Here is a 22,715-nt window from a genome sequence, read left to right as displayed (position 1 = left end):
TTCGCTTTTTCGCTGCTCCATCTATCACCGACCACATTTGAATAATCCGCTTTAGATTTTGCCTTGTCTGCGCTCGTCCAGTCAGTTTGATATTTCATTGCTTGGTGTTTCGCCCTTGCGGCGAGTTCATTTTCTTTATACGAACAAAGAAAACGGAACCAAAAGAAAATCGCCCCAATTCGTTTTTTTAATCTGAATCAATAACAGCCTTCTGAACGCACCGCTCATACTCGACATCCATGTCTCGAACTGAGCTAGCAACGGCCTCCATGCCTTAGCTTGCTAAAGTCAGCGATTGATTCAGAAAAACTCAACGGGAAAGTTGTCGTAGCCATGTTAAGTATCGCTTTTTGAGGCGCAGGATTCGTATTGCCTATTTTAATATGTTGAATTTAGTTAATTAGTTAAGTTATAGCTCGTCTGCGCTCGTCCAATCCGTTTGATATTTCATTGCGTGGTGTTTCGCCCTTGCGGCGACTTTATCTGGATAAGTCTCGGCCTTCTTAACCTACGGTCATATGTATCGCCAATATATAATAATGATAGCTACCTGAGCTAATACTTCTTCGGTACTTTGTCTATTACTGGCTGCATTTTAAGATGCGTTTCATCTTCTGAATTAAACATTTTTTTGTTTAATAAATATCTGTTCTATTTCAAATGCTCGATGATTAAGGCTGCTTATTACTTATACATATAATAGTAGAGGATCAAATTTTGCTGCTTTATCTGTAAGGTTGTTGCATTGAGTATTTAATAAGGAGCTTTAATAATATGCCTATGCTGTAAACCAAATATTTCTGTTATGGCCGTTTTGTAAAGTAGCTATACCTATTCCCTATTAATATTTGTTCACTATCACTATCAATTCGCTCTCAATCTCTTTTCGCTGTCAATGTCTATTTAGTATTAAGAGCTTTCCATTATTAATATCTATCCATTTTATTAATGTAAAGAACAGAGGCTGAATGCTTGTTGGTTGGCTTAATGTCAGGAACGTTGTCGTTTATTTAATGTAATTACGAATCAAGTAAAAGCATGGAAAACTCAAATGAGACACTGCATTGTTATTTTTTGAGAGATTGATAGGGCTTATTTTTAGTTCGAAAGAGGCAAGCAGACCGGCTTGATCAGTTTTAAATTGCAATTTCTAAAAAAAGCACCACAAAATTTTGTTAAATCAGGCGAATAAAGTTAATTTTCCGTTGTTTTTTAACGTAAAAGTAACAAAAAAATAGACGCTACTCTTATGTTTTTAATTTAAGTTTCATTGTTTTTTGAGAGGTAGGTCAAATTATTATCCTTTTTTTGGTCTAAATGTGTGACCTTTCGTCATCTAACTGCGTTTGCTGTTTCCGCCTTGAGTTTTGTGTGGTAATTTTATTCCGCACTTAAACATCTGTGGTGTGTAAATAACCAACATAATGTTATTACACCGGAGTTAGACAGAATTAAGTAATTCATGGATTCAATTAATTTAAATTTAATTTTAATTTTAATAGCAACAAGGTGATGGACAATGAAAAAAACAATTTTAGCTACAATAGTTACTTCTTTATTTGCAGCAACTGCAGCACACAGTGCAACAGTATATGATGCAAATGGTACAACTTTTGAAGTTTACGGTGACGTTGAAGTTCAAGCAAAAAAAGGCACTGCAGATAATAGCAGCAAAGTAATCAACATTGATGATTCTGACTTCGGTTTTAAAGCCGGTTACGATATCGGTCACGGTGTTACAGCCATTGGTGTTGTTGAAGTTGACGGTGAGAACGATGATGAACAGCTAGCGATGGATGACGCTTATGTTGGTTTAAGCTCAGCTCAATGGGGTACATTAACAGTTGGTCAACAAGTTACAATTGCTGATGATCAAGGCATCGGTAACGATTACGAGTTTGGTATCGATAATTCGTCTCAAAGTTATGAAGATGGTAAGCAAGTTGTTAAATATACTTTAGATAAAGGCAACTACTACGGCGGTATCTCTTACCTAGTAAATGAAAAAACAGCGTCTGACAATGTAGATTCTCTAGATGCGAAATTAGGTGCACGTTTTGGTGGTCTTGATTTAACTGTGTATTACGGTAACGCAGATAAAGGTACTTACGATTCAGAAAGTGTTGTTTTAGAAGCGCGTTACGCATTTGAAGACCTAGAATTAGCGGCTTCTGCAAGTTCAACTGATAATGGTTCAAATGCCGATGCAACTAGCTTTGGTTTAGCTGCTGTTTATACTGTTGATAAAATGGCTTACTCTGCTGCTTGGTCTTTAGTTGATACAGATAGCTCTGGTGTTGACGATGTTAATAAATACTTCGTAAATGCTGCTTACTCGTTCAACAGTAACGTTACAGCATACGTAGAGCTTGCTGGTGATGATACTGATGATTCAGAAATCGGTTATGCTGCAGGTATGGCTGTAACATTCTAAGCTAGCTTTATTGTCTATCAGGCTATTCAATACCTGAACAGCATAATAAAAATAGATAACTGCTTATTCAACTAGATTGGGTAAGCAGTTTTTTTTAGTTTTTTTTTAATACTTTTTATTATTTTATTTCTGCATTTTTCTTACCTCTTACCTCTTACCTCTTGTCACTGAACGCTTACTGTTTTTTACCTCTATAGAACTCCATTCTTTTTAACTTTTCCTCTTATTTTTCAAGCTATCACTTATATTAAAGTTTTATTTTTATTGATCGCTGATTGGTATTTTTCACTTTGCACTTCTCTTTTGTTGTTATCAATTATCTGTGCCTTTATATTTTTCAATACAATCGACATAAGTGACCTCTTATTTATACAGTCTGAGGGTGATATTTTATACTCGATGCTGATAATCTTAGTTTCTGTTTTTATTTTATAGCCAATGATAGGGTGAGTATTTTTATGAGCATTGTTATGAGTTTAGTCGAAAAGGTATTGATGGCACCAGAGGGGCCTTTATTTTCTAAGTTAATTCAGGGATATTGGCGTTTAGGTGCTTGGGACATGACGGCACAACAGCGTTTAACTTTTTTAAAGCAACATGTAGAACTAGGTATTTCTACGGTGGATAATGCTGCAATTTATGGTGATAGCGAAGTCTTATTTGGTGAAGCACTCGCATTAGCGCCTGAAATGCGAGAGCAAATTCAAATTGTATCTAAATTTGGTATTAATGGTATTGCGACTGCCCCCGGTGAACATCGTGTTTCACATTATGACAGCAGCAAAGCGGCGATCATTCGTTCAACGGAAAACTCATTACAACGTTTAGGTGTTGAACAGTTAGATGCCTTATTAGTACATCGCCCTGACTTTTTAATGGATGCGGATCAAGTGGCAGAGGCCTTTACTGAGCTCAAACAGTCAGGAAAAGTGAAGCACTTTGGCGTGTCTAATTTTACCACATCCCAATTTGAATTATTACAATCACGTTTAAGTGAACCTTTAATAACCAATCAGGTTGAAATCAATCCCATTAATTTTGATGTTATTGAAAATGGGGTTTTAGATCAGCTACAGCAACAACGCGTGCGTCCAATGGCTTGGTCTTGTTTAGCTGGTGGGGCTATCTTCAATGAGCAAACGCAGCAAGCCCAACGCTTACGAGATTGCTTAGAATTATTAGCACAAGAGCTAGGTGCAACGTCAATCACACAAGTGATTTTTGCTTGGGTACTGAAGCATCCTTCAAATCCTGTTGCATTAATTGGTTCAGGTAAAATAGAACGAGTTAAAGAGGCTGTTGCGGCGTTAGCTTTGAAAATGAATACTGAACAGTGGTATCGAGTCTGGGTGGCTTCAAAAGGTTTTTCTGTGCCTTAACTTCTGTTTCTTAGCTTCTGTCTTTTAGCTTCTGTCTCGTAATTACAGTACCTTAGCTTCTTACCTCGATTATTATACGTAAATTATTGCGTCTATAAATTGAGGCTAAAATGTTAAAACCAGTGTTATACGTTAAAAAAGTGTATTTCACTGGTTTTTTATTTCCTTTAGTTACCTCTTCAAATTAATTCAATAAGCAGTTTTACTGCAAAGATTAATAAAATAATACCCATCACTCTATCAAACCAATGACCATGATTTAAAAATTTTTGGCGAACACCTTGTTGTGAAAATAAAAACGAGACCAAACAAAACCATGCTGCGGTTGAGACGATGATCCATAGTCCGTATATAGATTGTACTATTAATGGTGTATTCGCACTGACAATGGTGGTGAAAATAGCGAGGAAGAAAAGCGTTGCCTTAGGGTTTAATACATTAGTCATAAAACCAATCATAAATGCCTTTTTTTGCTGCTTAGGGTCATTATCCACGGCAATAGAAGCGGATTGATCTAAGTTGGGTTGGCTACGTAATAAGTTAATACCTAGGTAAGTTATATAAGCTGCCCCTAATATTTTAGCGGTGACCATTAGATATGCTGATTGAGATATTAATAAACCCACTCCTAATAATGTATATAAAACATGTATAGAAATACCAGAACCTATCCCTAAACTGGTTATTATTGCCGTTTTGCGGCCAAAACTTATGCTCTGTCTGAGTACAATCGCAAAGTCAGGTCCAGGGCTCATGACTGCCAGAAGGTGGACAATGGTTAACATAATAAATTCTTGAAAGTAGGGCATATTTTACTCTTAAATCTAATTGGTTAGAAGACGATGAATCGATTATCATAACGTGTCTTTAATTATTTTCATAAGGTTAAATAATGACTTTTTTGACAAAATTTCCAGTGCCTTTGTTAGGTTTTGCTGCCTTTAGCGGTACCGGTAAAACAACCCTATTAGAGCAACTTATTCCTTTGTTAATTGCACAGGGGCTGCGTGTCGCTTTGGTGAAACATAGCCACCATGATATTGAAATGGATAAACCTGGAAAAGACAGCTACCGTTTGCGTAAAGCAGGTGCATCACAAGTGGTATTAGCCGGCACACATCGCTCTATTTGTTTTCATGAGCATGAGCAAGCACACGATAGTCAACTGAGTGAACAACTTGCATTATTAAATACACAGAATTTGGATTTAGTGCTGGTGGAAGGTTATCGAGACCAAGCTTTTCCTAAAATAGAGTTGCACCGCAGCGTGCTACAAAAGCCATTTATCTATACAACGGATGCTAATATTATTGGCATTGTTTGCGATCAACCTATCGATGCAGGTGATTTACCTCTATTCGACTTTACCCAGTTACAAAAGATAGTGTCGTTTATTTTAAATGAAGTGATTGCGGTTGCTAATAACAAGCCGTCTAAGTAAAAAGCAGTATATAGCCATGTTATTTCGAGGTGCCCGACTTTACACCTGAAATATCATGGGTATAAATAACGGACCTATTATTTGAATCTAAGTGTTGATAAAACAGTCTGCTTTTTGAATAAAAGACCAAAGGTTGAAGTATGCTACCTAAGTTAAGCAACCTTAACTGACTAAGTGTCTCAAATTGGAATTGAGTCAAATCTTTAGTCAGCGAAGGTTTAAGCCAGTTAATGTTTAACAATGTTAACCTTTGACTCGCTGCTGCTCAGCAAATGCAGCGATTAAATGCTGTTGGCTGTTTTGCGCAGGTAGCTGCTGTCGAGACTTGCCAAGCAGATAGTTTTCTTTAAAGGTGGAAAATAATAATGTTAACAGATGTGCATTGTCTGTTTCACCTAGGCTATCCAATACCAAACTGGCCACTTCTGCTGTTGCTAGTTGATATTCTTTAGTCGCTTTACGCACTATATATTGTGATAGTTTTTCCGGTGCAAAAGATAACACTGGAAAATCGTCTAGGTATGGGCTTTTACGAAACATTTTTTTAGCTTGTGCCCAGGTGCCATCCAATAAAATAAACAAAGGCCGTTTATCTTTGATAACAGAGGGGATAGATGAATCAATGGGTAACACTCTTTCTTGCGCTGCATATTCAGCAGGAAATATAACAATAGGGTACCACTGTGGATCTGCTAGCAACGCTAACATGTCTGTATTGGGTTCGGTACGAGACCAGATATAAGCTTGTGTATCTGTAATCAGATCAGCGATTAAACGCCCCGTATTACTAGGCTTTAATATCTCATCATCATACATTAATAATAAAAAAGCACTTTGGCTACTGACGGTTTGTTTGATTGAACAAATACATAAGTAGGGGAGCAACATACAGTGTTTACAGCGTGCAATACTACCACCTCGCGCTAGAAAAGGGCGTGTGCTTTGGCTTAAACGATGGTCGTATAATGTATGAAGTGCATGGATTCGCATAATGAGCTCTATTGTTGAGAGGCTGCGATTATACGCAAAAAAACTTATTGAAAAAGGGGAACTCGCTGAAAGAATGGATTTGCAGGCCAGTCAACAGCTAAAAGGTTAAGCTGCTGCAAGAGGGGAGCGAGTAATAACTAAAAAGGGACAACATAAAGCATCCCTTTTATTTTAAGAAGTATTCTATATAAAGATGATGCTCGTATTTTATTGTTGATGAGATGGTAAATCGTTACTTTCAAAAGAGTCAGCAAACTCGTGATTACGATCTCGGTGCTTCGCTTCATCTTCACGAATACGCAATACCACGTCACGTAATAACGCTTCCTTAGGAAGTTTATAATAATCCTTTGCTATTTTAGGTGCTGCTACATTTTCAACCACACCCGCATCTATTTTTTCTAGAAATTCCGTATAACTCTTGCAAGCTTCTTCCTCAAAATAACCGACTACTCTGTGTGCTGTTTTAGAAGATAAAACATATAAAAAAGTATACACAAATAAAAAGGCACCTTGTCCTAATAACACCAGAGTACGTTCAATCCATGTGGGTTTGGCAATATCTAAAAAAATCATTAAATGCATGCGCTCATTTTCGGCTTCATCTAATAACTCCCTCACCCATCCTTCATCATCACGCATACGACGTAATGCTTTTAAATGGTTTAGCATACCCGCGACCATGCCCGGCACAGCAGCAATCGTTTCTAGAATCACAGCCCGTTTCGCGTATTTAGTACCGTAGAAAATATTAAGTGTGAATTTTAATACCTGAGTGATTTTATAAGCGATCGACTCAGACATTTTACTTGGCTTTTGGTGCAACAATTCAAAGTTTGACATAGTATCTCTCTTAGTAAGTTAATAGGAATTCCACTAGAAATTAATACTAAAATTGATCTAGGTCAATGTGTATTACTGAGCGTAAATAGATGGTTTTATGGTTTGTAACCTGCTGTTAACAAATATAAAAATAGATTTTTGACAGTTGTTATTATTTATCTGTACAACTACTTGAAAATCGTTTTATTGATCGATATTTGTTAGTGATTTGTGAGAAAACTGATTTTAAGTGTTACATTCTAAATGATTAAAATTTGACATGTAAAATTGGTTATTTAAAGTGATAACTAACAGAAACCATGTGTATTAATATGCTTAGGCATAAAAGGGTTCGTTATTATTCTTATTAAATAGGTATTGTAGCTGTACTTGTATCTGTAATAGTAACATTAACAATAACAGCAATATTTACAGTGGCAGGTTATGTTACTGTCACTATTCGTTTTGTGATTTAAAAGGAAGACAATTATGAATATACCCGATGATTTTGTACATTATAAAAGTACCCCGTTATTCACTAAAAGTAATATTCCCAAACTATTTTTATTTGAACACAATACCAAGGCTGGCGTATTTGGTAAAATATGTGTCACCTCTGGCCATTTAAAATTTTATGGATTCAGTGAACGACGTGGTTTAATAGAGCAAGAGATTATTATTCCTGCTGGAGAGTCGGCAATTTCACCTCCAGAGTATTGGCATAAAGTAGAATTTTTAAGTGATGATACAGCGTTTAAAGTGAAATTTTATGCACAAAAAGACTCTGACATCGTCAAACAAAACTTATCTGAACGAAACTAATTAGTTTCTACCTAATCGTTACACATAAAGAACTGAGAATTTAATGGCTGAAAAAAAACGTATCTATATCGCTTATACTGGTGGCACTATCGGTATGAAACCTTCTAAAAATGGTTTTATTCCCGTTGCTGGTTATTTATCTGAAACGATTGAAAATATGCCTGAGTTTTACCATCAGGATATGCCTGAATTTGAAATTCATGAATATGAACCTTTGATTGATTCTGCTGATATTTCACCGCAGGCATGGCAGGTATTAGCAACGGATATTCGTGATAAGTATCACGATTTTGACGGGTTTATTATCTTGCATGGCACCGATACAATGTCTTATACCGCCTCTGCATTATCGTTCATTTTTGAAAGTTTGAATAAACCTGTGATCATTACTGGTTCACAAATACCCCTTTCGCAATTACGTTCAGACGCGAGAGCAAACCTATTAAACTCTTTGTATATTGCTGCTCATCATCCTATTAATGAAGTTTGCATATTTTTTAATAATCAATTGTTTAGAGGCAACCGTACCACAAAACAACATGCCGACGGTTTTAGCGCATTTGTGTCGCCGAATTATCCGGTGCTGTTAGAAGCTGGGATTGAAATTAGAAACGTCGCCGGCAAAAAACAAAAGTCGATTAATACTCGCTTGACGATTGGCAAGATTGAACAACAATCGATTGCAATATTGCACCTTTTCCCTGGGTTAGATTGGCAAGTGTTAGATAACCTATTAAAGAGTCCGTTACAAGCCTTGGTTTTATTGACCTATGGAGTAGGAAATGCACAGCAAGATCCGCAATTATTAAATACTTTAAAAGAGGCCAGTGATCGCGGTATTTTAATTGTTAATTGCAGCCAATGTCTAAAGGGCAGTGTCAATATGGAAGGTTACGCAACTGGTCATGCCTTAAGCGAGGCAGGGGTGATCAGTGGTTTAGATATGACCACAGAATCGGTGATTGCTAAGCTATATTATTTACTTAGCCAAGAGTTAAGCTACAAAGTAGTGAAAGAGTTATTAACGACTGATCTACGTGGTGAATTAACATCATTTAATTAGCCATTATCCGAATTTATTAAGTTGTGATTTACTAAGTTGCTGTTTATCAACTTGTTATCTCCAACTCACTATACGATGTTGTTTTTAAATGTTTCAATTAAGGTATCGATCATTTCCTGTGCAGCAATGGAAAGTGGTACCTTAGCTTTTGTGATGATACCCACATGACGAGAAATTATTGGTGCTGAAATTGGCAAGCAAATAGCACCTTGTTCGTGCATTTGGGCTTCGCATAAAGCCGGTACAACTGCGACCCCTAAGCCCTGTGATACCATTTTACCCACGGTTGCTAATTGGTGGGCATCAAAAGCCACGTGCAACTCCATCCCCTCTTTTGCTAACGCCATTTCTATTAAGTTACGCACACTTGAAGGTTTTTGTAACGTAATAAAATCGCATTCAAGTAACTGTTTCCATGTGAGTTCTTTCTCATTTTTGAGCGAACAATTACGATGCATCACGGCAATAAAACGATCATTAAATAACGCTTGAAAGTTTAAATCTTGAGTATTTTCTGGCTCAAAAGAGATGCCCATTTCAATATTTCCCGCTCTCACCATTTCCACCACCGTATCGGTTAACACATCGTGAATTTCGATACTGATATTAGGATTTTTTTGCCGATAATACATCAATACTTTGGGCATTAAAGAAGCGGCAAAAGAGGGCATAACTGCGACGGCTATTTTCCCTCTATCTAATGTAAATCTCTGTTTTAGCTCATTTTCTACCTTATCCCATGCGTCGACTAAGGATTTAGCCATGGACAGTAATTTTTGCCCTTCTGCGGTCAACAAAGTACTCCTTGTAGTACGAGTAAATAAGCGTCCCCCTAAGGAGTCTTCTAAGCTCTTAATCGACAAACTTACCGCTGGTTGTGACATGTGTACAAGCTTGCCTGCTTCGGCAAAACTTTGGGTATGTGCAACGGCTAAAAAAATACGAAGTTGTTTTACATTCATAACAAAACCAAATTAATAGATAAAAATAATAAATTTATTTAATGAATGAGTATGAGGCACACTGTTGAAAATTAAAATGACGTTGTATTTAAAGGTGGATCTATGGCTGGTTTCGACAAAGTAGTGACAACATATGAAGATGCTCTTAGTGGCTTAAAAGATGGCATGACGGTGATTGCTGGTGGTTTTGGTTTGTGCGGTATTCCTGAAAACCTGATTGCTGAGATTAAGCGGCTACAAACAAAAAATCTGACCATTGTCTCGAATAATTGCGGTGTGGATGGTTTTGGTTTAGGCATTTTGTTAGAGGACAAGCAAGTAAGCAAAATGGTCTCGTCATACGTTGGTGAAAATGCTTTGTTTGAGAAGCAACTACTTAATGGAGAACTGGATGTAGAGTTAACTCCACAGGGAACCTTAGCTGAAAAAATGCGTGCTGGTGGCGCGGGTATACCTGCATTTTATACCGCAACAGGTGTTGGTACCCCAGTCGCTGAGGGCAAAGACACACGGTTTTTTAATGGCCGTGAATATCTGCTAGAAGAAGCCATTACGGGGGATTTTGCTATCGTAAAAGGCTGGAAAGCAGACCGCTACGGCAATGTGATTTATCGTCATACGGCACAAAATTTTAATCCAATGGCGGCCACCGCAGGCAAAATTACCGTGGTTGAAGTAGAAGAGTTAGTGGAAGTGGGGGAACTTGACCCTGCTCATATCCATACTCCGGGTATTTATGTCGACCGCGTTATTGTCGGTACCTTTGAAAAGCGTATTGAAAACTGCACTACCAGCGAATAACTCCTTTTAGTTCAATACATATTTAGTTCAATGCATATTTATAGGTGATTTTATGGCACTTTCTCGAGACCAAATGGCGATTCGCGTGGCACGTGAATTACAAGATGGATATTACGTTAATTTAGGAATAGGTATTCCCACTTTAGTGGCTAACTTTATACCCGATGGTATGCAAGTGATGCTGCAATCGGAAAATGGTTTATTAGGTATGGGGGCGTTTCCTAGTGTTGAAAACGTCGATGCAGACATGATCAATGCAGGCAAACAAACGGTGACAGCGGTACCAGGAAGTTCTATTTTCTCATCTGCAGAATCTTTTGCGATGATCCGTGGTGGTCATGTTGATTTAACGGTATTAGGTGCATTTGAAGTGGATGTGAGTGGCAATATTGCCTCATGGATGATCCCGAATAAATTAATAAAAGGTATGGGGGGGGCGATGGATTTAGTGGCCGGTGCTGACAATATCATCGTCACCATGACACACGCCTCTAAAAATGGCGATTCTAAGCTATTAGATGTTTGTTCATTACCTTTAACTGGCAAAGGCTGCATTAAAAAAGTCTTAACTGATTTAGCTTGGTTAGAAATTGAAAATGGAGCATTTGTTTTAAAAGAACGAGCGCCTGGAGTGTCGATAGAAGAAATTAAAGCTAAAACTCAGGGACGTTTAATTGTGCCTGACCATGTTCCTGAAATGGTGTTTTAACTAGGTCGTTATGTTTAGGTAACTAAATAACTAAGTAGCTATGTTTAAGTAAATAGCTAAGTTGATTTAAGTAATTATTCGAGTAAAGAGGTCACTATGGAAATTGTTATTGTTGCTGCGGGTCGTTCTCCGATTGGTTCTTTTAATGGCAGTTTGTCATCATTAAGTGCAGTCGAATTAGGCCGTCAAGTATTAGCATCAATGTTAATAAAGCAACCTATCTTCAAGCAACATATTGATGAAGTTATCTTAGGCCAAGTATTGACTGCGGGTTGTGGACAAAATCCTGCTCGTCAAACTGCAGTTCACGCCGGCCTTGATCACACGGTTTCTGCAATGACCATTAATAAAGTCTGTGGTTCTGGTTTAAAAGCGGTTCAACTCGCAGCACAAGCGATCGCTAATGGCGATGCACAAATGGTGGTGGCAGGTGGCCAAGAAAGTATGAGCCAAGCCGCGCATGTTTTGCCACAAAGTCGACAGGGTAAAAAAATGGGGAATTGGTCATTAGTTGATTCCATGGTCAGTGATGGTTTATGGGATGCGTTTAACGATTATCACATGGGCCAAACCGCTGAAAATATTGCTGAACGTTGGGCATTTTCTCGCGATCAACAAGATACCTTTGCTGCACATTCACAACAAAAAGCAGCACAAGCACAAGCCGCTGGGCAGTTCGTTGAAGAGATAGTGCCTATTTGTATTCCTCAGCGTAAAGGTGATTCCATTATTGTTGAACATGATGAGCAGATCCGTCCTAATAGTACAGTGGAAGGCTTAGCTAAGTTACGTCCTGCTTTTACAAAAAATGGCACCGTGACCGCGGGTAATGCTTCGACGCTTAATGATGGCGCAGCGATGGTGATTGTTACCTCTAAAGAAAAAGCAGAACAGCTAGGTTTACCTGTATTGGCTACTATTGTTGCCTCTGCAAGTGCTGGTGTTGACCCTGAAATTATGGGCATTGGTCCAATTGAAGCGACTAAAAAAGCACTCGCAAAAGCTGCGTGGACGGTTGCAGACTTAGATGTGGTTGAAGCTAATGAAGCGTTTGCTGTGCAAGCAATGACAGTTAATAAAGAGCTCGAGCTTGATACCAACAAGGTCAATGTTAATGGCGGTGCAATTGCATTAGGACATCCTATTGGTGCATCGGGCTGTCGCATTTTAGTGACGTTATTGCATGAGATGAAGCGTAGCGAACATAATAAAGGGTTGGCCACACTTTGTATCGGTGGCGGAATGGGCGTGGCGATGTTGCTATCTCGTTAAGCCTTTACCAGTGGTTTTATTCGTATTAATTAGCATGCTATTGATGTGAATAAGGCCTCAAATAAATAATGTTTCGGTCTGTAAATTATCAGTTTTAAACTCAATTGTCGGTAACCATTTTATCGGTCGCCACGGCATAATCTGTACCAAAAAAAGCAAAATATCCCAACATTATAACAATAATAATGATGTTTTTATTAATGCGTTTAGTTAATGGATCGTTACTAAAGCAACATTGATAGTGAACATATTGACTATTACACAACCGATAATTATCGAAAAGGTAATTATCACAACAACGATATAATAAGGAAATTTTATGAATACGAACGTAGCACAACTCAGTGTATTACAAAGACTCAGTAAGTTTTTTGTAACTCTACTTCAACGTTACCTTCCGGATCCCTTTATTTTTGCGATTGTATTAACCTTAGCGGTTTTTGTGTTGGTTATGCCGAGTACGGGGCAAAGTCCAATACAAGTTGTTGATGCGTGGGCTGGTGGATTTTGGAAATTACTAACCTTCTCAATGCAAATGGCAATGGTAGTTGTGACAGGACATGCAATGGCCAGTGCTCCTGCTTTTAAAAGTAAACTAGCGGTACTCGCGAGTATTGCTAAAACACCAAATCAAGCCATCTTATTAGTGACCTTTATTAGTGCTATCGCTTGTTGGGTTAACTGGGGATTCGGTCTGGTTGTTGGTGCTATATTTGCGCGTGAAATTGCTTCTCGTGTAAGGGGGGTGGATTACCGTTTGCTCATTGCTTCTGCTTATAGTGGCTTTTTATTTTGGCATGCGGGGTTATCAGGCTCGATCCCATTAGCGTTGGCAAGTGGTACTAACTTGAGTGCCGTGACTAATGGCGCGGTAACGTCACCAATTCCAACCTCTGAAACGATTTTCTCAACCATGAATTTGACTATTCTTGCGGTGATGTTAATTACTATTCCAATTTTGAATCGCTTAATGCATCCCGTAGGAAAAGATATTATCACCATTGATGCGCAATTATTAAAAGAGCAAACTGCACTGCAGGGAGCTGGCCAAGGTAAAGCGTCAAAAGGCAGAAATTTTCAAGGTAAAGAGTTACAGGCTGACACATTAAATGATCAAGAAACGGAATCTCAGGAAAAAATGACACCTGCAGAGCGTTTGGAAAATAGCCGCGTATTGTCATTATTACTCGGCGCGATGGGATTTACTTACATTTTCTATTATTTTATTAATAATGGTTTTGCACTTAATCTTAATATCGTTAACTTCACCTTCTTATTCTCTGCAATCCTGCTACACGGAACGCCTAAGAGCTTATTAAGTTCCGTTTCTCAAGGCGCTAAAAACTGTTCAGGCATATTATTACAGTTCCCATTCTACGCCGGTATCATGGGTATGATGACTGCAATGGGCGATTCAGGTACTTCATTAGCAGGGATTATTTCTGCAGGTTTTGTTTCAATTTCAAATGAAACAACATTTCCTGTCTTTACCTTTTTAAGTGCTGGGATTGTAAACTTTTTTGTACCGTCAGGTGGCGGTCAATGGGCCGTTCAAGCACCGATTATGATGCCAGCAGGTGCTGCATTAGGTGTTGATGCTGCGAAAACAGCGATGGCGATTGCTTGGGGAGATGCATGGACTAATATGATCCAACCTTTTTGGGCATTACCAGCGTTGGCAATTGCAGGCTTAGGGGCTAAAGATGTGATGGGATACTGCATCATGGCGTTATTCGGCTCTGGTGTTATTATTTCGCTTGGTTTATTAGTGTTTTAATTAAAAACATTAGCTAATGTCTGCGGCGTTAAATTAGCGTTGAATGTCGCAGGCATCACCAATAGCCAATAATCAATAATCAATAATCAATAATCAACATTAAACAGGCTGCTACCATTACTCTATTAATGTTGTATTTTCTTATTCCGTATTAACCATGCCTTCATTAAAGACACCTTTCATTAAAGTTACCTTTATTAAGTGCGCTGTTACAAACTCAGTAACCCCTTTTAAATGAGAGGGCATATATTTATTCTGTGCATACTGCATTGCTATTACACCCGCGTAGTTTCCTTTAATTCCCCAATCTGAAGGTACCTCAACAACTTCATTTTTTTGTAATGCATTTTTAATGACAAAGTCAGGGAGCATACCAATCTTAAAAGCATCTTTAACGCCATTTAAGCGTTTTTGAGAATGGTTGGCTGCATAGCCCCCCGATACGGCTATTACGTGTCGTTCATCCTGCTTCATAAATACCCAGGTATGGTCGATAGCGGTTTTACCTAAATACAAGCAATCATGGTCTGACAATTATTGTGGATGAGTCGGACAACCTCTTTTTTTGATATATTCAGGTCTTGCGCAGAGCTTTAAATTAACTTTACCAATCTCTTTCATGATCAAGGGGCATTGGTTAAGAAAAATACCGCATCAACTCCCTGCACTATCATATCGATATTACTGTCTGACGCTCTTAGCTTTAATTGAATTTTCGGTTATTCAGTTAAAAAGGAGTGACCAGTGGCTGCAATCTAATGGTTAAAAATGCTTTTGGTACAGCAACGGTTAACATTCCTGAAGGCACGGTATATTCTAAACTAGAGATATCAATAGTTTGTTGAACTGCCTCAAGGATGATCGTCGATTGTTGGTATTTTTTTTACCCGCATCGGTGAGCAATAAGCGGCGTGTTGTTCGCTCAAACAACTTTACCGATAATGGACTTTCTAAACGTGTGATTAATTTACTTAAAGTAGAGGGCGTTACTCCTCGCTTTTTAGTTGCCGTGGTAAAGCTTCCTTGACTGACAACAACAATAAGCGTGGCTAAATCGGGTAATCATGTAATTAGTTTATTTGTGCTCATAATTCACAAATGATTTTCCATGTTAGGGGCTAATAGTAATAATCGCTTTCAATTAGAATGAATTTATTCGGTTTTATTATATTTTTTATAAGCAACATTAATATGTCGCTTTCTATATAGAAAATTACATATAAAAGATTAACGACTAAAGCCATCACAATAAAAATTACTTAATCGCTTATACTTAAGCAATGACAACTTAAAGAAGGAAAGTTTATGTCTTCTACATTCTACGCACAAATCAAAACACAAATAGAAACAGTAAAGAATGAAGGATTATACAAGTCTGAACGTATCATTACTTCCGCGCAAAAAGCTTCTGTTTCAATTTCTACAGGGCAAGAAGTATTAAACTTTTGTGCCAATAACTATTTAGGTTTAGCTAATCATGAAACGCTTATTCAGGCCGCGAAAGATGGCATGGATGAACATGGTTTTGGGATGGCATCGGTACGTTTTATTTGTGGTACACAAGATTCGCATAAAATATTAGAGCAAAAGCTATCTACTTTTTTAGGTAAAGAAGACACCATCCTTTATACCTCATGTTTTGATGCCAACGCGGGATTATTTGAAACTATTTTAGACAAAGAAGATGCGATTATTTCAGATGCATTAAACCATGCTTCTATTATTGACGGTGTTCGTTTATGTAAAGCAATGCGTTTTCGTTATGCCAATAACGACATGACTGAACTTGAACAACAATTGATTGCTGCTAAAGAAGCGGGTGCTCGCCATACTCTTATTGTTACTGATGGTGTGTTCTCAATGGACGGGGTGGTGGCAAACTTACCGGCCATTTGTGACTTAGCTGATAAATATGACGCACTGGTAATGGTTGATGATTCTCACGCAGTTGGTTTTATGGGCGAAAATGGCGCTGGCACACATGAATACCATGATGTGATTGACCGCATTGATATTATTACTGGTACGCTAGGTAAAGCGATGGGCGGTGCCTCTGGTGGTTATACTTCAGGTAAAAAGGAAGTTATCGATTGGTTACGCCAACGCTCTCGTCCGTACCTGTTTTCTAACTCGGTTGCACCTGCGATTGTTTCAGCATCTATTCGAGTTTTGGATTTACTCGCTGAATCTGGACATCTTCGCAGCAAACTATGGGAAAACTCAGCGCACTTCCGTACGCGTATGGAAGCCGCCGGTTTCACCATGGGAGGAGCCGATCATGCCATTATTCCTATTATGTTAGGTGATGCAAAAGTTGCAGCGGAGTTTGCTGAGCGTGCCTTATCATTAGGTATTTACGTGGTGGCTTTCTCTTTCCCTGTGGTACCTAAAGGAAAAGCACGTATTCGTACACAAATGTCAGCCGCACATTCGCGTGAACAGCTTGATACTGCGATTGATGCGTTCATTAAAGTTGGGCAAGATATGGGGTTAATTAGTCATGAAGATTAAAGCGTTAGCAAAATTAAAATCCGAAAAAGGGTTATGGATGACGCAAGTTGATAAGCCTGAAGTTGGGCATAATGACTTGCTTATCCGCATTAAAAAAACAGCGATTTGTGGTACTGACATTCATATTTATAACTGGGATGAATGGGCGCAACAAACTATTCCTGTACCTTTAGTTGTTGGTCATGAATACGTGGGCGAAGTGGTTGGCATGGGACAAGAGGTTCGCGGTTTTAATATCGGTGATCGTGTTTCTGGAGAAGGGCACATTACCTGCGGACATTGCCGTAATTGTCGCTGTGGTCGTACCCATCTTTGTCGTAATACAAGTGGTGTAGGGGTTAATAGAACAGGGGCCTTTTCTGAATTTTTAGTATTGCCTGCGTTTAACGCGTTTAAGATCCCTGATCAAATCTCCGATGATCTTGCATCTATTTTTGACCCCTTTGGTAATGCGGTTCATACCGCGTTATCGTTTGATTTGGTAGGCGAAGATGTCCTGATCACTGGTGCTGGCCCAATAGGGATTATGGCTGCCGCGGTTGCAAAACATGTTGGTGCTCGTCATGTGGTGATCACCGATGTTAACCAATACCGTTTAGATCTTGCTAAAAAAATGGGCGTAACACGTGCTGTTAATGTCAAAGATGAAAAACTAGAAGACGTAATATCTGAACTGGGTATGACAGAAGGTTTTGATGTGGGATTAGAAATGTCTGGTAACCCAGCTGCGTTTAATAGCATGTTAAAAAATATGAACCATGGTGGTAAAGTCGCTCTATTAGGTATTCCACCTGCAGAGATGGCAGTGGATTGGAATCAGGTTATCTTTAAAGGTTTAGTGATTAAAGGTATCTATGGTCGTGAGATGTTTGAAACCTGGTACAAAATGGCCAGTCTTATCCAATCGGGCTTAGATTTAACACCTATTATTACACATCATTTTAGCGTGGATGATTTCCAAAAAGGCTTCGATATGATGTGTTCTGGTAAGTCAGGTAAAGTGATTTTAGACTGGGAAAAATAGTAACTTTGTTGCTGGTTGATACTGCTACTGCTACTGGCTTAGTAATGCTGGTTAATACTGTTGCTAGCTTATAGTTAGTCAGAAGTACTGAAAGCTTTTTATTAGTCTAACGTACTGAAAAATAGTTAAATATTGATACCATTCTGAAAAATAAATCAGAATGGTATCAGCTTAATATAGATGTGTCGTTATGGTCACTATATTAGTTATATTAGTTATATTAGTTATTGCCGCTATGTTTAAGCTAAGTTTATGAGAACGTTAAGCCAGGCTCATCTGCATGACTAGTGGCGACTTTAAGTCGATCAGTCAGCTCTGCGTACTCTGAACTAAGAATAGTGTCGACATAATGCCATTGGCTTTCAACCTTCTCTTGAGTGAAGGTGAGTGTTAAAAAGCCTCTATCTTTAGCATTTGAATACTTAAGCCCCTCAATCAAAGACACAAAACCATCCTCTGTACTTTCTATTGCATCATCGCTAATACTTAAATAATACTCAAGGCCGGGGGAGGAAATAGAAGCCGTTGCAAACTCAACACCGACAATTTTATCATCGCTATTAGACAACTCATTTGCCCACGCATTATGCGTATCACCCGCCACTACCACTAAATTTTTTGACGCGTCATTAAAGATCGCCAATATTTTATCTCTTTCTGTCGCATACCCATCCCATGCATCTAAGTTATATGGCAGTTCAGGAAAAGATAATAAACTAAGTGAATCAGCAGTGAGTTTGTCTGCATTGGCTTCATAGTAAGTTTGCTCATCTGCGGTTATGGTAGGGTCACCTGCTTTAATACGCCCAGCTAACAAAGCTAATGGTCCTAACTCAGCATAATCCGTAGTACTCATAGCATTTAATGCAACTGCACCAGGCAACTTCATTTCACCCATTAACACTTGTTGACCTAATAATTGCCAGCGACCATTATTCACACTTACGCTATCTTTAAGCCATTGTAATTGCTCTGTGCCCAGCATAGTTCTTTCAGTTTCATAGAGATCTTGGTTAAACGTCGCTTCATCAAACAAAACACTACCATCGAAATAATCAGCGTAATCGAGTTGTTTTTCTCGTGCTAGAACACGTGTATCTAACATATATAAATCAACGAGATCACCAAATGAAAATTGACGGTAGATTTCTGCATAATTACCTTCACTCCAAGGGCGGATAGGTAACCATTCAAAATAAGCTTGTAACGCTGCAAGTTTACGATCTTCAAAGCTGCCTTCACCTTCATTATGATTTCCAGCACCGTCACTCCAAGTATCATCAGCCACTTCATGGTCATCCCAAACGGTAATAAAAGGCACTTTACTGTGTAGTAATTGTAAATCAGGATCGCTGTGGTATTGGGCATAACGAGTACGATAATCGCTTAAACTAAAGATCTCAGTTGCTGGTAATACTTGACGATCTAATGTCTCGGCATTATCACTTCCGTACTCACCTCGGCCATACTCATAAATATAATCACCGAGATGTAATACGGCATCTAAATCATCTTGTTGCGCCGCTAAGTTATAAACGTTAAAAAATCCTGCAGGGTAGTTCGCACAAGATAACACCGCTAATTTAACAGAATCAGGCGAGCCATCGGGTAAGGTTTTAGTGGTACCTATTGAAGACGTTGTGCCATTACAGATGAAACGATAATAATAAGTAGTGCTAGCCGAAAGACCGATAGCATCTACTTTAATTGTATAATCTCTTGCTGCGCTGGTGGTGGTATTACCAGTGTTAACTAATTGAGTGAAAGCCTGATCTATTGCTATCTCCCAAGACACGGTTATCTCACCATCGCTACTTGGTGTTATGCGTGTCCACAAAATAATGGCATCCATTAAAGGATCACCACTGGCGATACCATGATTGAAGCGAATACTATTGTTTGTTTGATTGTCATCATCATCATCGGTAGCACAACCCATTAAACCGTATGATACAACCGCTGCGCCTGCACCTTTCGCTGTTAAAATGAGGAAGTCACGACGAGAAATAGAACCTTTCATTCACTTTATCCTTCTGTATGTAAAAACGAGTAGTCTAGAGAAAGCATGTGACAACTAAATGATAAAATAGTTAGTTATTTTATTATTTAGTTGCTGTTTCGCATTACATATAAAACTGAGATAAGTGAGTACCTTAGGTTATTTATTGTAAAAAATGCTTACCAATATTAGAAAATAAAACCGTCATCTATTATGATTGTACCAATTATTCTTCAGTTAAATTTTCAAATAATCTATCACAGCCTTTCTTTAATTCGAGTAGTTCTTGCAAAGGTAATTTAGCTTTACATAACATCTGTTCTGGAACGGCTTCAGCTTGTTTTTTTAAGTTAATACCCTGCGCAGTTAAAAAGATTTCACGTACGCGTTCATCATCTTCACCGCGTTTTCGCATTAATACTTGCTTACTTTCGAGGCGTTTTAATAAAGGCGTTAAGGTGCCGGAATCTAAATGTAATATCTGCCCGAGATCTTTTACATTGATCCCGTTATTACTCCAAAGCACAATCATCACTAGATATTGAGGGTAAGTTAAATCAAGTGCTTTCAACATCGGGCGATACGCGCGAACAATGGCATTGGCTGTGCTGTATAAAGAGAAACAAAGTTGCTTTTCAATGGCTAAGTTAGAACCGGGCTCAACTATTGAGCAATGATTAGTTGAACAGTTATTAACTGAACTATTACCCACTGAACTCTTACCTACGGAACTCTCATCAACTAAACTATCACCCACCTCTTCACTTTTACTCACTTTTACTCACTTTTAATTCTGCCTTATCGCTACTCATATTCAATCCGTTAAATAATTACATTGTGCACAATATACTTGCGTTATCGTTTCAATGCGAGATATAATTGCCGCACAATTAAGTTGTGTGCAATTTAATTCGAATGATAATTATTTCGATGTGCCATATCCGATCAATATTTGGCCCATGTTGTTTTCATATTTGATCAAAATGTAAAGCTGAAGCGTATAGGGCTTTTATAAAAGTCGATTCGATATATTCAAATATCATGTATTCAAATATCTCGTTTTTCAGCAATACAAAAATTTTTTAATAAACGATTGCACTTATTACTTGAGTCCAACAATCGTTTTAAAGGAGTAATAGATGAACAATTTTAGTTACCACAACACGACCGCAATCCATTTTGGTCAAGGTCAAATTGCAGCAATCACTAACAGTATTCCAAAAGACAAAAAAATATTAGTAACTTATGGTGGCGGTTCTATTAAGGGCAACGGCGTTTACGACCAAGTAGTTACAGCACTTGCTGACCATAACTGGGATGAGTTTTCAGGTATTGAGCCAAACCCACAATACGATACATTAATGAAAGCGGTTGAGCGTATTCGTGCTGAAGGGTTTGATTACTTATTAGCAGTAGGCGGTGGTTCTGTTGTTGATGGTACTAAATTTATTGCAGCTGCAGTGAACTTTGAAGGTGAAGAAGCGTGGGATATTCTTGCTAAACAAGGCAAGATTGAAACAGCATTACCATTAGGCTGTATTTTGACATTACCTGCGACGGGTTCAGAAACAAACGCAGGTGCTGTTGTTACTCGTGGTAAAGAAAAATTAGCATTTGGTAATCCACTTGTACGTCCTCAATTTGCAGTACTAGACCCTCAAACTACATTGAGCTTGTCTGAACGCCAAACATCTAATGGTGTTGTTGATGCGTTTGTTCATGTAATGGAGCAATACCTAACGTACCCGGTTAATGCAAAAATCCAAGATCGTTTTGCAGAAGGCATTCTATTAACATTGGTTGAAGAAGGTCCAAAACTGATTGTTGATTTACAAGATATGGAAGCGCGTACCAACGTAATGTGGGCTGCGACTCAAGCACTAAGCGGTTTAATTGGTGTAGGTGTTCCTCAAGATTGGGCAACACACATGATTGGTCACGAACTAACGGGTAACTTTGGCGTAGACCACGGCCGTAGTTTAACCATCGTGTTACCAGCAGTCATGCAAGTATGTCGTGAAGAGAAAAAAGCAAAATTATTACAGTACGCTGAGCGTATTTGGAATATCACTGAAGGTTCAGATGATGCACGTATCGATGCAGCTATCGAGAAAACAAAAGCATTCTTCTCTGCAATGAAAACACCAGTATCGTTAAGCGAAATCGACTTAACACAAGCTGATGTTGATACAGCAATGGTAAGTTTAGAAGCACACGGTATGACTAAGCTTGGTGAAAACGGCACAATAGATTTAGCTCGTTCTCGTCAAATCTTAGAAACAGCACTTTAAGTTAAGTGGTTGTTTTAATAGATAGTTTAGTTTTTTACTGAATGACATCATATTCATTAATGCCTTGACGTTGGTTACTACTGAGCTGAACTAAACTAAGCTAAATAAAATTAAACAAGTTTATCTAACGATATTTGAAATAATATAAACGCATGTCTAAGCAATTAGGCATGCGTTTTTTTTAGCCTCAATAGGCTTCTATTTTTTTGTTAGTATTGGTCTTCGTCTTCGTCTTCGCTCTTCCGGTCATATTGATTTTTATTTACTGTGTTTTCGCCCTGTCGGCGACTCTACTTTATTTGAACAGCAAAGAACGTAGGCAAAGAAAGCTGTTACCGATTCGCTTTCTGAACAGTAAGTGATAGTAGTAAGTGAATAAGTGATAGACATCCATAAACTTTTACAGCCAAATAATCAT

General features: G+C 38.3%; 20 protein-coding genes. 12 read left to right on the top strand and 8 right to left on the bottom strand.

Translation table 11 applies throughout. The features are described from left to right. The first annotated feature begins 1,519 nt into the window (after positions 1-1,519). Complete coding sequence (locus H592_RS0113170) at positions 1,520-2,434, top strand: porin (protein ID WP_028869175.1); 915 nt, start codon at positions 1,520-1,522, stop codon at positions 2,432-2,434. 470 nt (positions 2,435-2,904) lie between these two features. Next, positions 2,905-3,813 (top strand): aldo/keto reductase, encoded by a 909-nt coding sequence (locus H592_RS0113160; protein WP_028869174.1) that lies wholly within the window; start codon positions 2,905-2,907, stop codon positions 3,811-3,813. Positions 3,814-3,992: 179 nt separating this feature from the next. Here the strand turns inward: H592_RS0113160 and H592_RS0113155 are convergent, their stop codons facing one another. Further along, a complete protein-coding gene (locus H592_RS0113155; RefSeq protein ID WP_028869173.1) occupies positions 3,993-4,622 on the bottom strand; it encodes a LysE family translocator in 630 nt (209 codons plus the stop codon). Between the two features lie 83 nt (positions 4,623-4,705). On the opposite strand from H592_RS0113155, the gene mobB reads away from it, so the two are divergent. Beyond that, positions 4,706-5,254, top strand: a complete 549-nt coding sequence (mobB, locus tag H592_RS0113150) for a molybdopterin-guanine dinucleotide biosynthesis protein B (protein WP_028869172.1) — start codon at positions 4,706-4,708, stop codon at positions 5,252-5,254. 243 nt (positions 5,255-5,497) lie between these two features. On the opposite strand, the gene H592_RS0113145 is transcribed toward mobB, so the two are convergent. Then, entirely contained in the window at positions 5,498-6,244 is a 747-nt protein-coding gene (locus H592_RS0113145) for a tRNA-uridine aminocarboxypropyltransferase (RefSeq protein WP_028869171.1), read from the bottom strand. 207 nt (positions 6,245-6,451) lie between these two features. Beyond that, on the bottom strand, positions 6,452-7,087 hold the full coding sequence (locus H592_RS0113135) for an alternative oxidase (protein WP_028869170.1): 636 nt from the start codon (positions 7,085-7,087) through the stop codon (positions 6,452-6,454). A gap of 468 nt (positions 7,088-7,555) precedes the next feature. On the opposite strand from H592_RS0113135, the gene H592_RS0113130 reads away from it, so the two are divergent. Both H592_RS0113130 and ansA read left to right on the top strand, forming a co-directional pair. Continuing rightward, entirely contained in the window at positions 7,556-7,888 is a 333-nt protein-coding gene (locus tag H592_RS0113130) for a TehB family protein (RefSeq protein WP_028869169.1), read from the top strand. A gap of 43 nt (positions 7,889-7,931) precedes the next feature. Beyond that, positions 7,932-8,951: an asparaginase gene (gene ansA / locus H592_RS0113125; protein WP_028869168.1), complete on the top strand. Its 1,020-nt coding sequence runs from the start codon at positions 7,932-7,934 to the stop codon at positions 8,949-8,951. 68 nt (positions 8,952-9,019) lie between these two features. Here ansA and H592_RS0113120 read toward each other — a convergent pair whose 3' ends face one another. Next, positions 9,020-9,913: a LysR family transcriptional regulator gene (locus H592_RS0113120; protein WP_028869167.1), complete on the bottom strand. Its 894-nt coding sequence runs from the start codon at positions 9,911-9,913 to the stop codon at positions 9,020-9,022. Positions 9,914-10,015: 102 nt separating this feature from the next. Between H592_RS0113120 and H592_RS0113115 the strand changes: the two genes are divergently transcribed. From H592_RS0113115 to H592_RS0113100, 4 genes are all read left to right on the top strand, one after another. Beyond that, on the top strand, positions 10,016-10,714 hold the full coding sequence (locus H592_RS0113115) for a CoA transferase subunit A (RefSeq protein WP_028869166.1): 699 nt from the start codon (positions 10,016-10,018) through the stop codon (positions 10,712-10,714). A gap of 52 nt (positions 10,715-10,766) precedes the next feature. Then, the gene (locus tag H592_RS0113110) at positions 10,767-11,423 is read left to right on the top strand and encodes a 3-oxoacid CoA-transferase subunit B (protein WP_028869165.1); all 657 of its coding nucleotides are present in this window, start codon (positions 10,767-10,769) and stop codon (positions 11,421-11,423) included. Between the two features lie 96 nt (positions 11,424-11,519). Continuing rightward, positions 11,520-12,695, top strand: a complete 1,176-nt coding sequence (locus H592_RS0113105; protein ID WP_028869164.1) for an acetyl-CoA C-acetyltransferase — start codon at positions 11,520-11,522, stop codon at positions 12,693-12,695. A 319-nt stretch (positions 12,696-13,014) separates the two neighbouring features. Continuing rightward, positions 13,015-14,472, top strand: a complete 1,458-nt coding sequence (locus H592_RS0113100; RefSeq protein WP_028869163.1) for a short-chain fatty acid transporter — start codon at positions 13,015-13,017, stop codon at positions 14,470-14,472. A gap of 141 nt (positions 14,473-14,613) precedes the next feature. Here H592_RS0113100 and H592_RS24670 read toward each other — a convergent pair whose 3' ends face one another. After that, positions 14,614-14,946 carry a type 2 periplasmic-binding domain-containing protein gene (locus tag H592_RS24670; protein ID WP_245600422.1) on the bottom strand — a complete coding sequence of 111 codons (333 nt, stop codon included), beginning with the start codon at positions 14,944-14,946 and terminating at the stop codon, positions 14,614-14,616. Positions 14,947-15,288: 342 nt separating this feature from the next. Beyond that, positions 15,289-15,513, bottom strand: coding sequence for a helix-turn-helix domain-containing protein (locus H592_RS24665; RefSeq protein WP_245600429.1), 225 nt, complete (start codon positions 15,511-15,513; stop codon positions 15,289-15,291). 264 nt (positions 15,514-15,777) lie between these two features. Between H592_RS24665 and H592_RS0113090 the strand changes: the two genes are divergently transcribed. Further along, complete coding sequence (locus H592_RS0113090; RefSeq protein WP_028869162.1) at positions 15,778-16,983, top strand: glycine C-acetyltransferase; 1,206 nt, start codon at positions 15,778-15,780, stop codon at positions 16,981-16,983. Next, a complete protein-coding gene (gene tdh / locus H592_RS0113085) occupies positions 16,973-18,007 on the top strand; it encodes an L-threonine 3-dehydrogenase (RefSeq protein WP_028869161.1) in 1,035 nt (344 codons plus the stop codon). The genes H592_RS0113090 and tdh overlap by 11 nt, the downstream gene beginning before the upstream one ends. A gap of 250 nt (positions 18,008-18,257) precedes the next feature. Here the strand turns inward: tdh and H592_RS0113080 are convergent, their stop codons facing one another. Together H592_RS0113080 and ohrR are read right to left on the bottom strand one after the other, a co-directional pair. Next, complete coding sequence (locus H592_RS0113080) at positions 18,258-20,027, bottom strand: alkaline phosphatase D family protein (protein WP_028869160.1); 1,770 nt, start codon at positions 20,025-20,027, stop codon at positions 18,258-18,260. A gap of 205 nt (positions 20,028-20,232) precedes the next feature. Further along, entirely contained in the window at positions 20,233-20,673 is a 441-nt protein-coding gene (gene ohrR / locus H592_RS0113075; RefSeq protein ID WP_028869159.1) for a transcriptional regulator OhrR, read from the bottom strand. Between the two features lie 472 nt (positions 20,674-21,145). Between ohrR and H592_RS0113070 the strand changes: the two genes are divergently transcribed. Beyond that, positions 21,146-22,297, top strand: coding sequence for an iron-containing alcohol dehydrogenase (locus tag H592_RS0113070; protein WP_028869158.1), 1,152 nt, complete (start codon positions 21,146-21,148; stop codon positions 22,295-22,297). Positions 22,298-22,715: the final 418 nt, after the last annotated feature.

The sequence above is a fragment of the Psychromonas arctica DSM 14288 genome (genome assembly GCF_000482725.1).
Taxonomy (GTDB): domain Bacteria; phylum Pseudomonadota; class Gammaproteobacteria; order Enterobacterales; family Psychromonadaceae; genus Psychromonas; species Psychromonas arctica.
This window is presented reverse-complemented; position numbering and strand designations above follow the sequence as displayed.

What these genes read in the sequence shown, in the direction of transcription:
- tdh (WP_028869161.1), top strand. Translation starts at nt 16,973, where the DNA reads ATGAAGATTAAAGCGTTAGCAAAATTAAAATCCGAAAAAGGGTTATGG.
- H592_RS0113130 (WP_028869169.1), top strand. Translation starts at nt 7,556, where the DNA reads ATGAATATACCCGATGATTTTGTACATTATAAAAGTACCCCGTTATTC.
- H592_RS0113170 (WP_028869175.1), top strand. Translation starts at nt 1,520, where the DNA reads ATGAAAAAAACAATTTTAGCTACAATAGTTACTTCTTTATTTGCAGCA.
- H592_RS0113110 (WP_028869165.1), top strand. Translation starts at nt 10,767, where the DNA reads ATGGCACTTTCTCGAGACCAAATGGCGATTCGCGTGGCACGTGAATTA.
- H592_RS0113120 (WP_028869167.1), bottom strand. Translation starts at nt 9,913, where the DNA reads ATGAATGTAAAACAACTTCGTATTTTTTTAGCCGTTGCACATACCCAA.
- ansA (WP_028869168.1), top strand. Translation starts at nt 7,932, where the DNA reads ATGGCTGAAAAAAAACGTATCTATATCGCTTATACTGGTGGCACTATC.
- mobB (WP_028869172.1), top strand. Translation starts at nt 4,706, where the DNA reads ATGACTTTTTTGACAAAATTTCCAGTGCCTTTGTTAGGTTTTGCTGCC.
- H592_RS24670 (WP_245600422.1), bottom strand. Translation starts at nt 14,946, where the DNA reads ATGAAGCAGGATGAACGACACGTAATAGCCGTATCGGGGGGCTATGCA.
- H592_RS0113080 (WP_028869160.1), bottom strand. Translation starts at nt 20,027, where the DNA reads ATGAAAGGTTCTATTTCTCGTCGTGACTTCCTCATTTTAACAGCGAAA.
- H592_RS0113160 (WP_028869174.1), top strand. Translation starts at nt 2,905, where the DNA reads ATGAGTTTAGTCGAAAAGGTATTGATGGCACCAGAGGGGCCTTTATTT.
- H592_RS0113135 (WP_028869170.1), bottom strand. Translation starts at nt 7,087, where the DNA reads ATGTCAAACTTTGAATTGTTGCACCAAAAGCCAAGTAAAATGTCTGAG.
- H592_RS0113155 (WP_028869173.1), bottom strand. Translation starts at nt 4,622, where the DNA reads ATGCCCTACTTTCAAGAATTTATTATGTTAACCATTGTCCACCTTCTG.
- H592_RS0113145 (WP_028869171.1), bottom strand. Translation starts at nt 6,244, where the DNA reads ATGCGAATCCATGCACTTCATACATTATACGACCATCGTTTAAGCCAA.
- H592_RS0113115 (WP_028869166.1), top strand. Translation starts at nt 10,016, where the DNA reads ATGGCTGGTTTCGACAAAGTAGTGACAACATATGAAGATGCTCTTAGT.
- H592_RS0113090 (WP_028869162.1), top strand. Translation starts at nt 15,778, where the DNA reads ATGTCTTCTACATTCTACGCACAAATCAAAACACAAATAGAAACAGTA.
- H592_RS0113100 (WP_028869163.1), top strand. Translation starts at nt 13,015, where the DNA reads ATGAATACGAACGTAGCACAACTCAGTGTATTACAAAGACTCAGTAAG.
- H592_RS0113105 (WP_028869164.1), top strand. Translation starts at nt 11,520, where the DNA reads ATGGAAATTGTTATTGTTGCTGCGGGTCGTTCTCCGATTGGTTCTTTT.
- H592_RS0113070 (WP_028869158.1), top strand. Translation starts at nt 21,146, where the DNA reads ATGAACAATTTTAGTTACCACAACACGACCGCAATCCATTTTGGTCAA.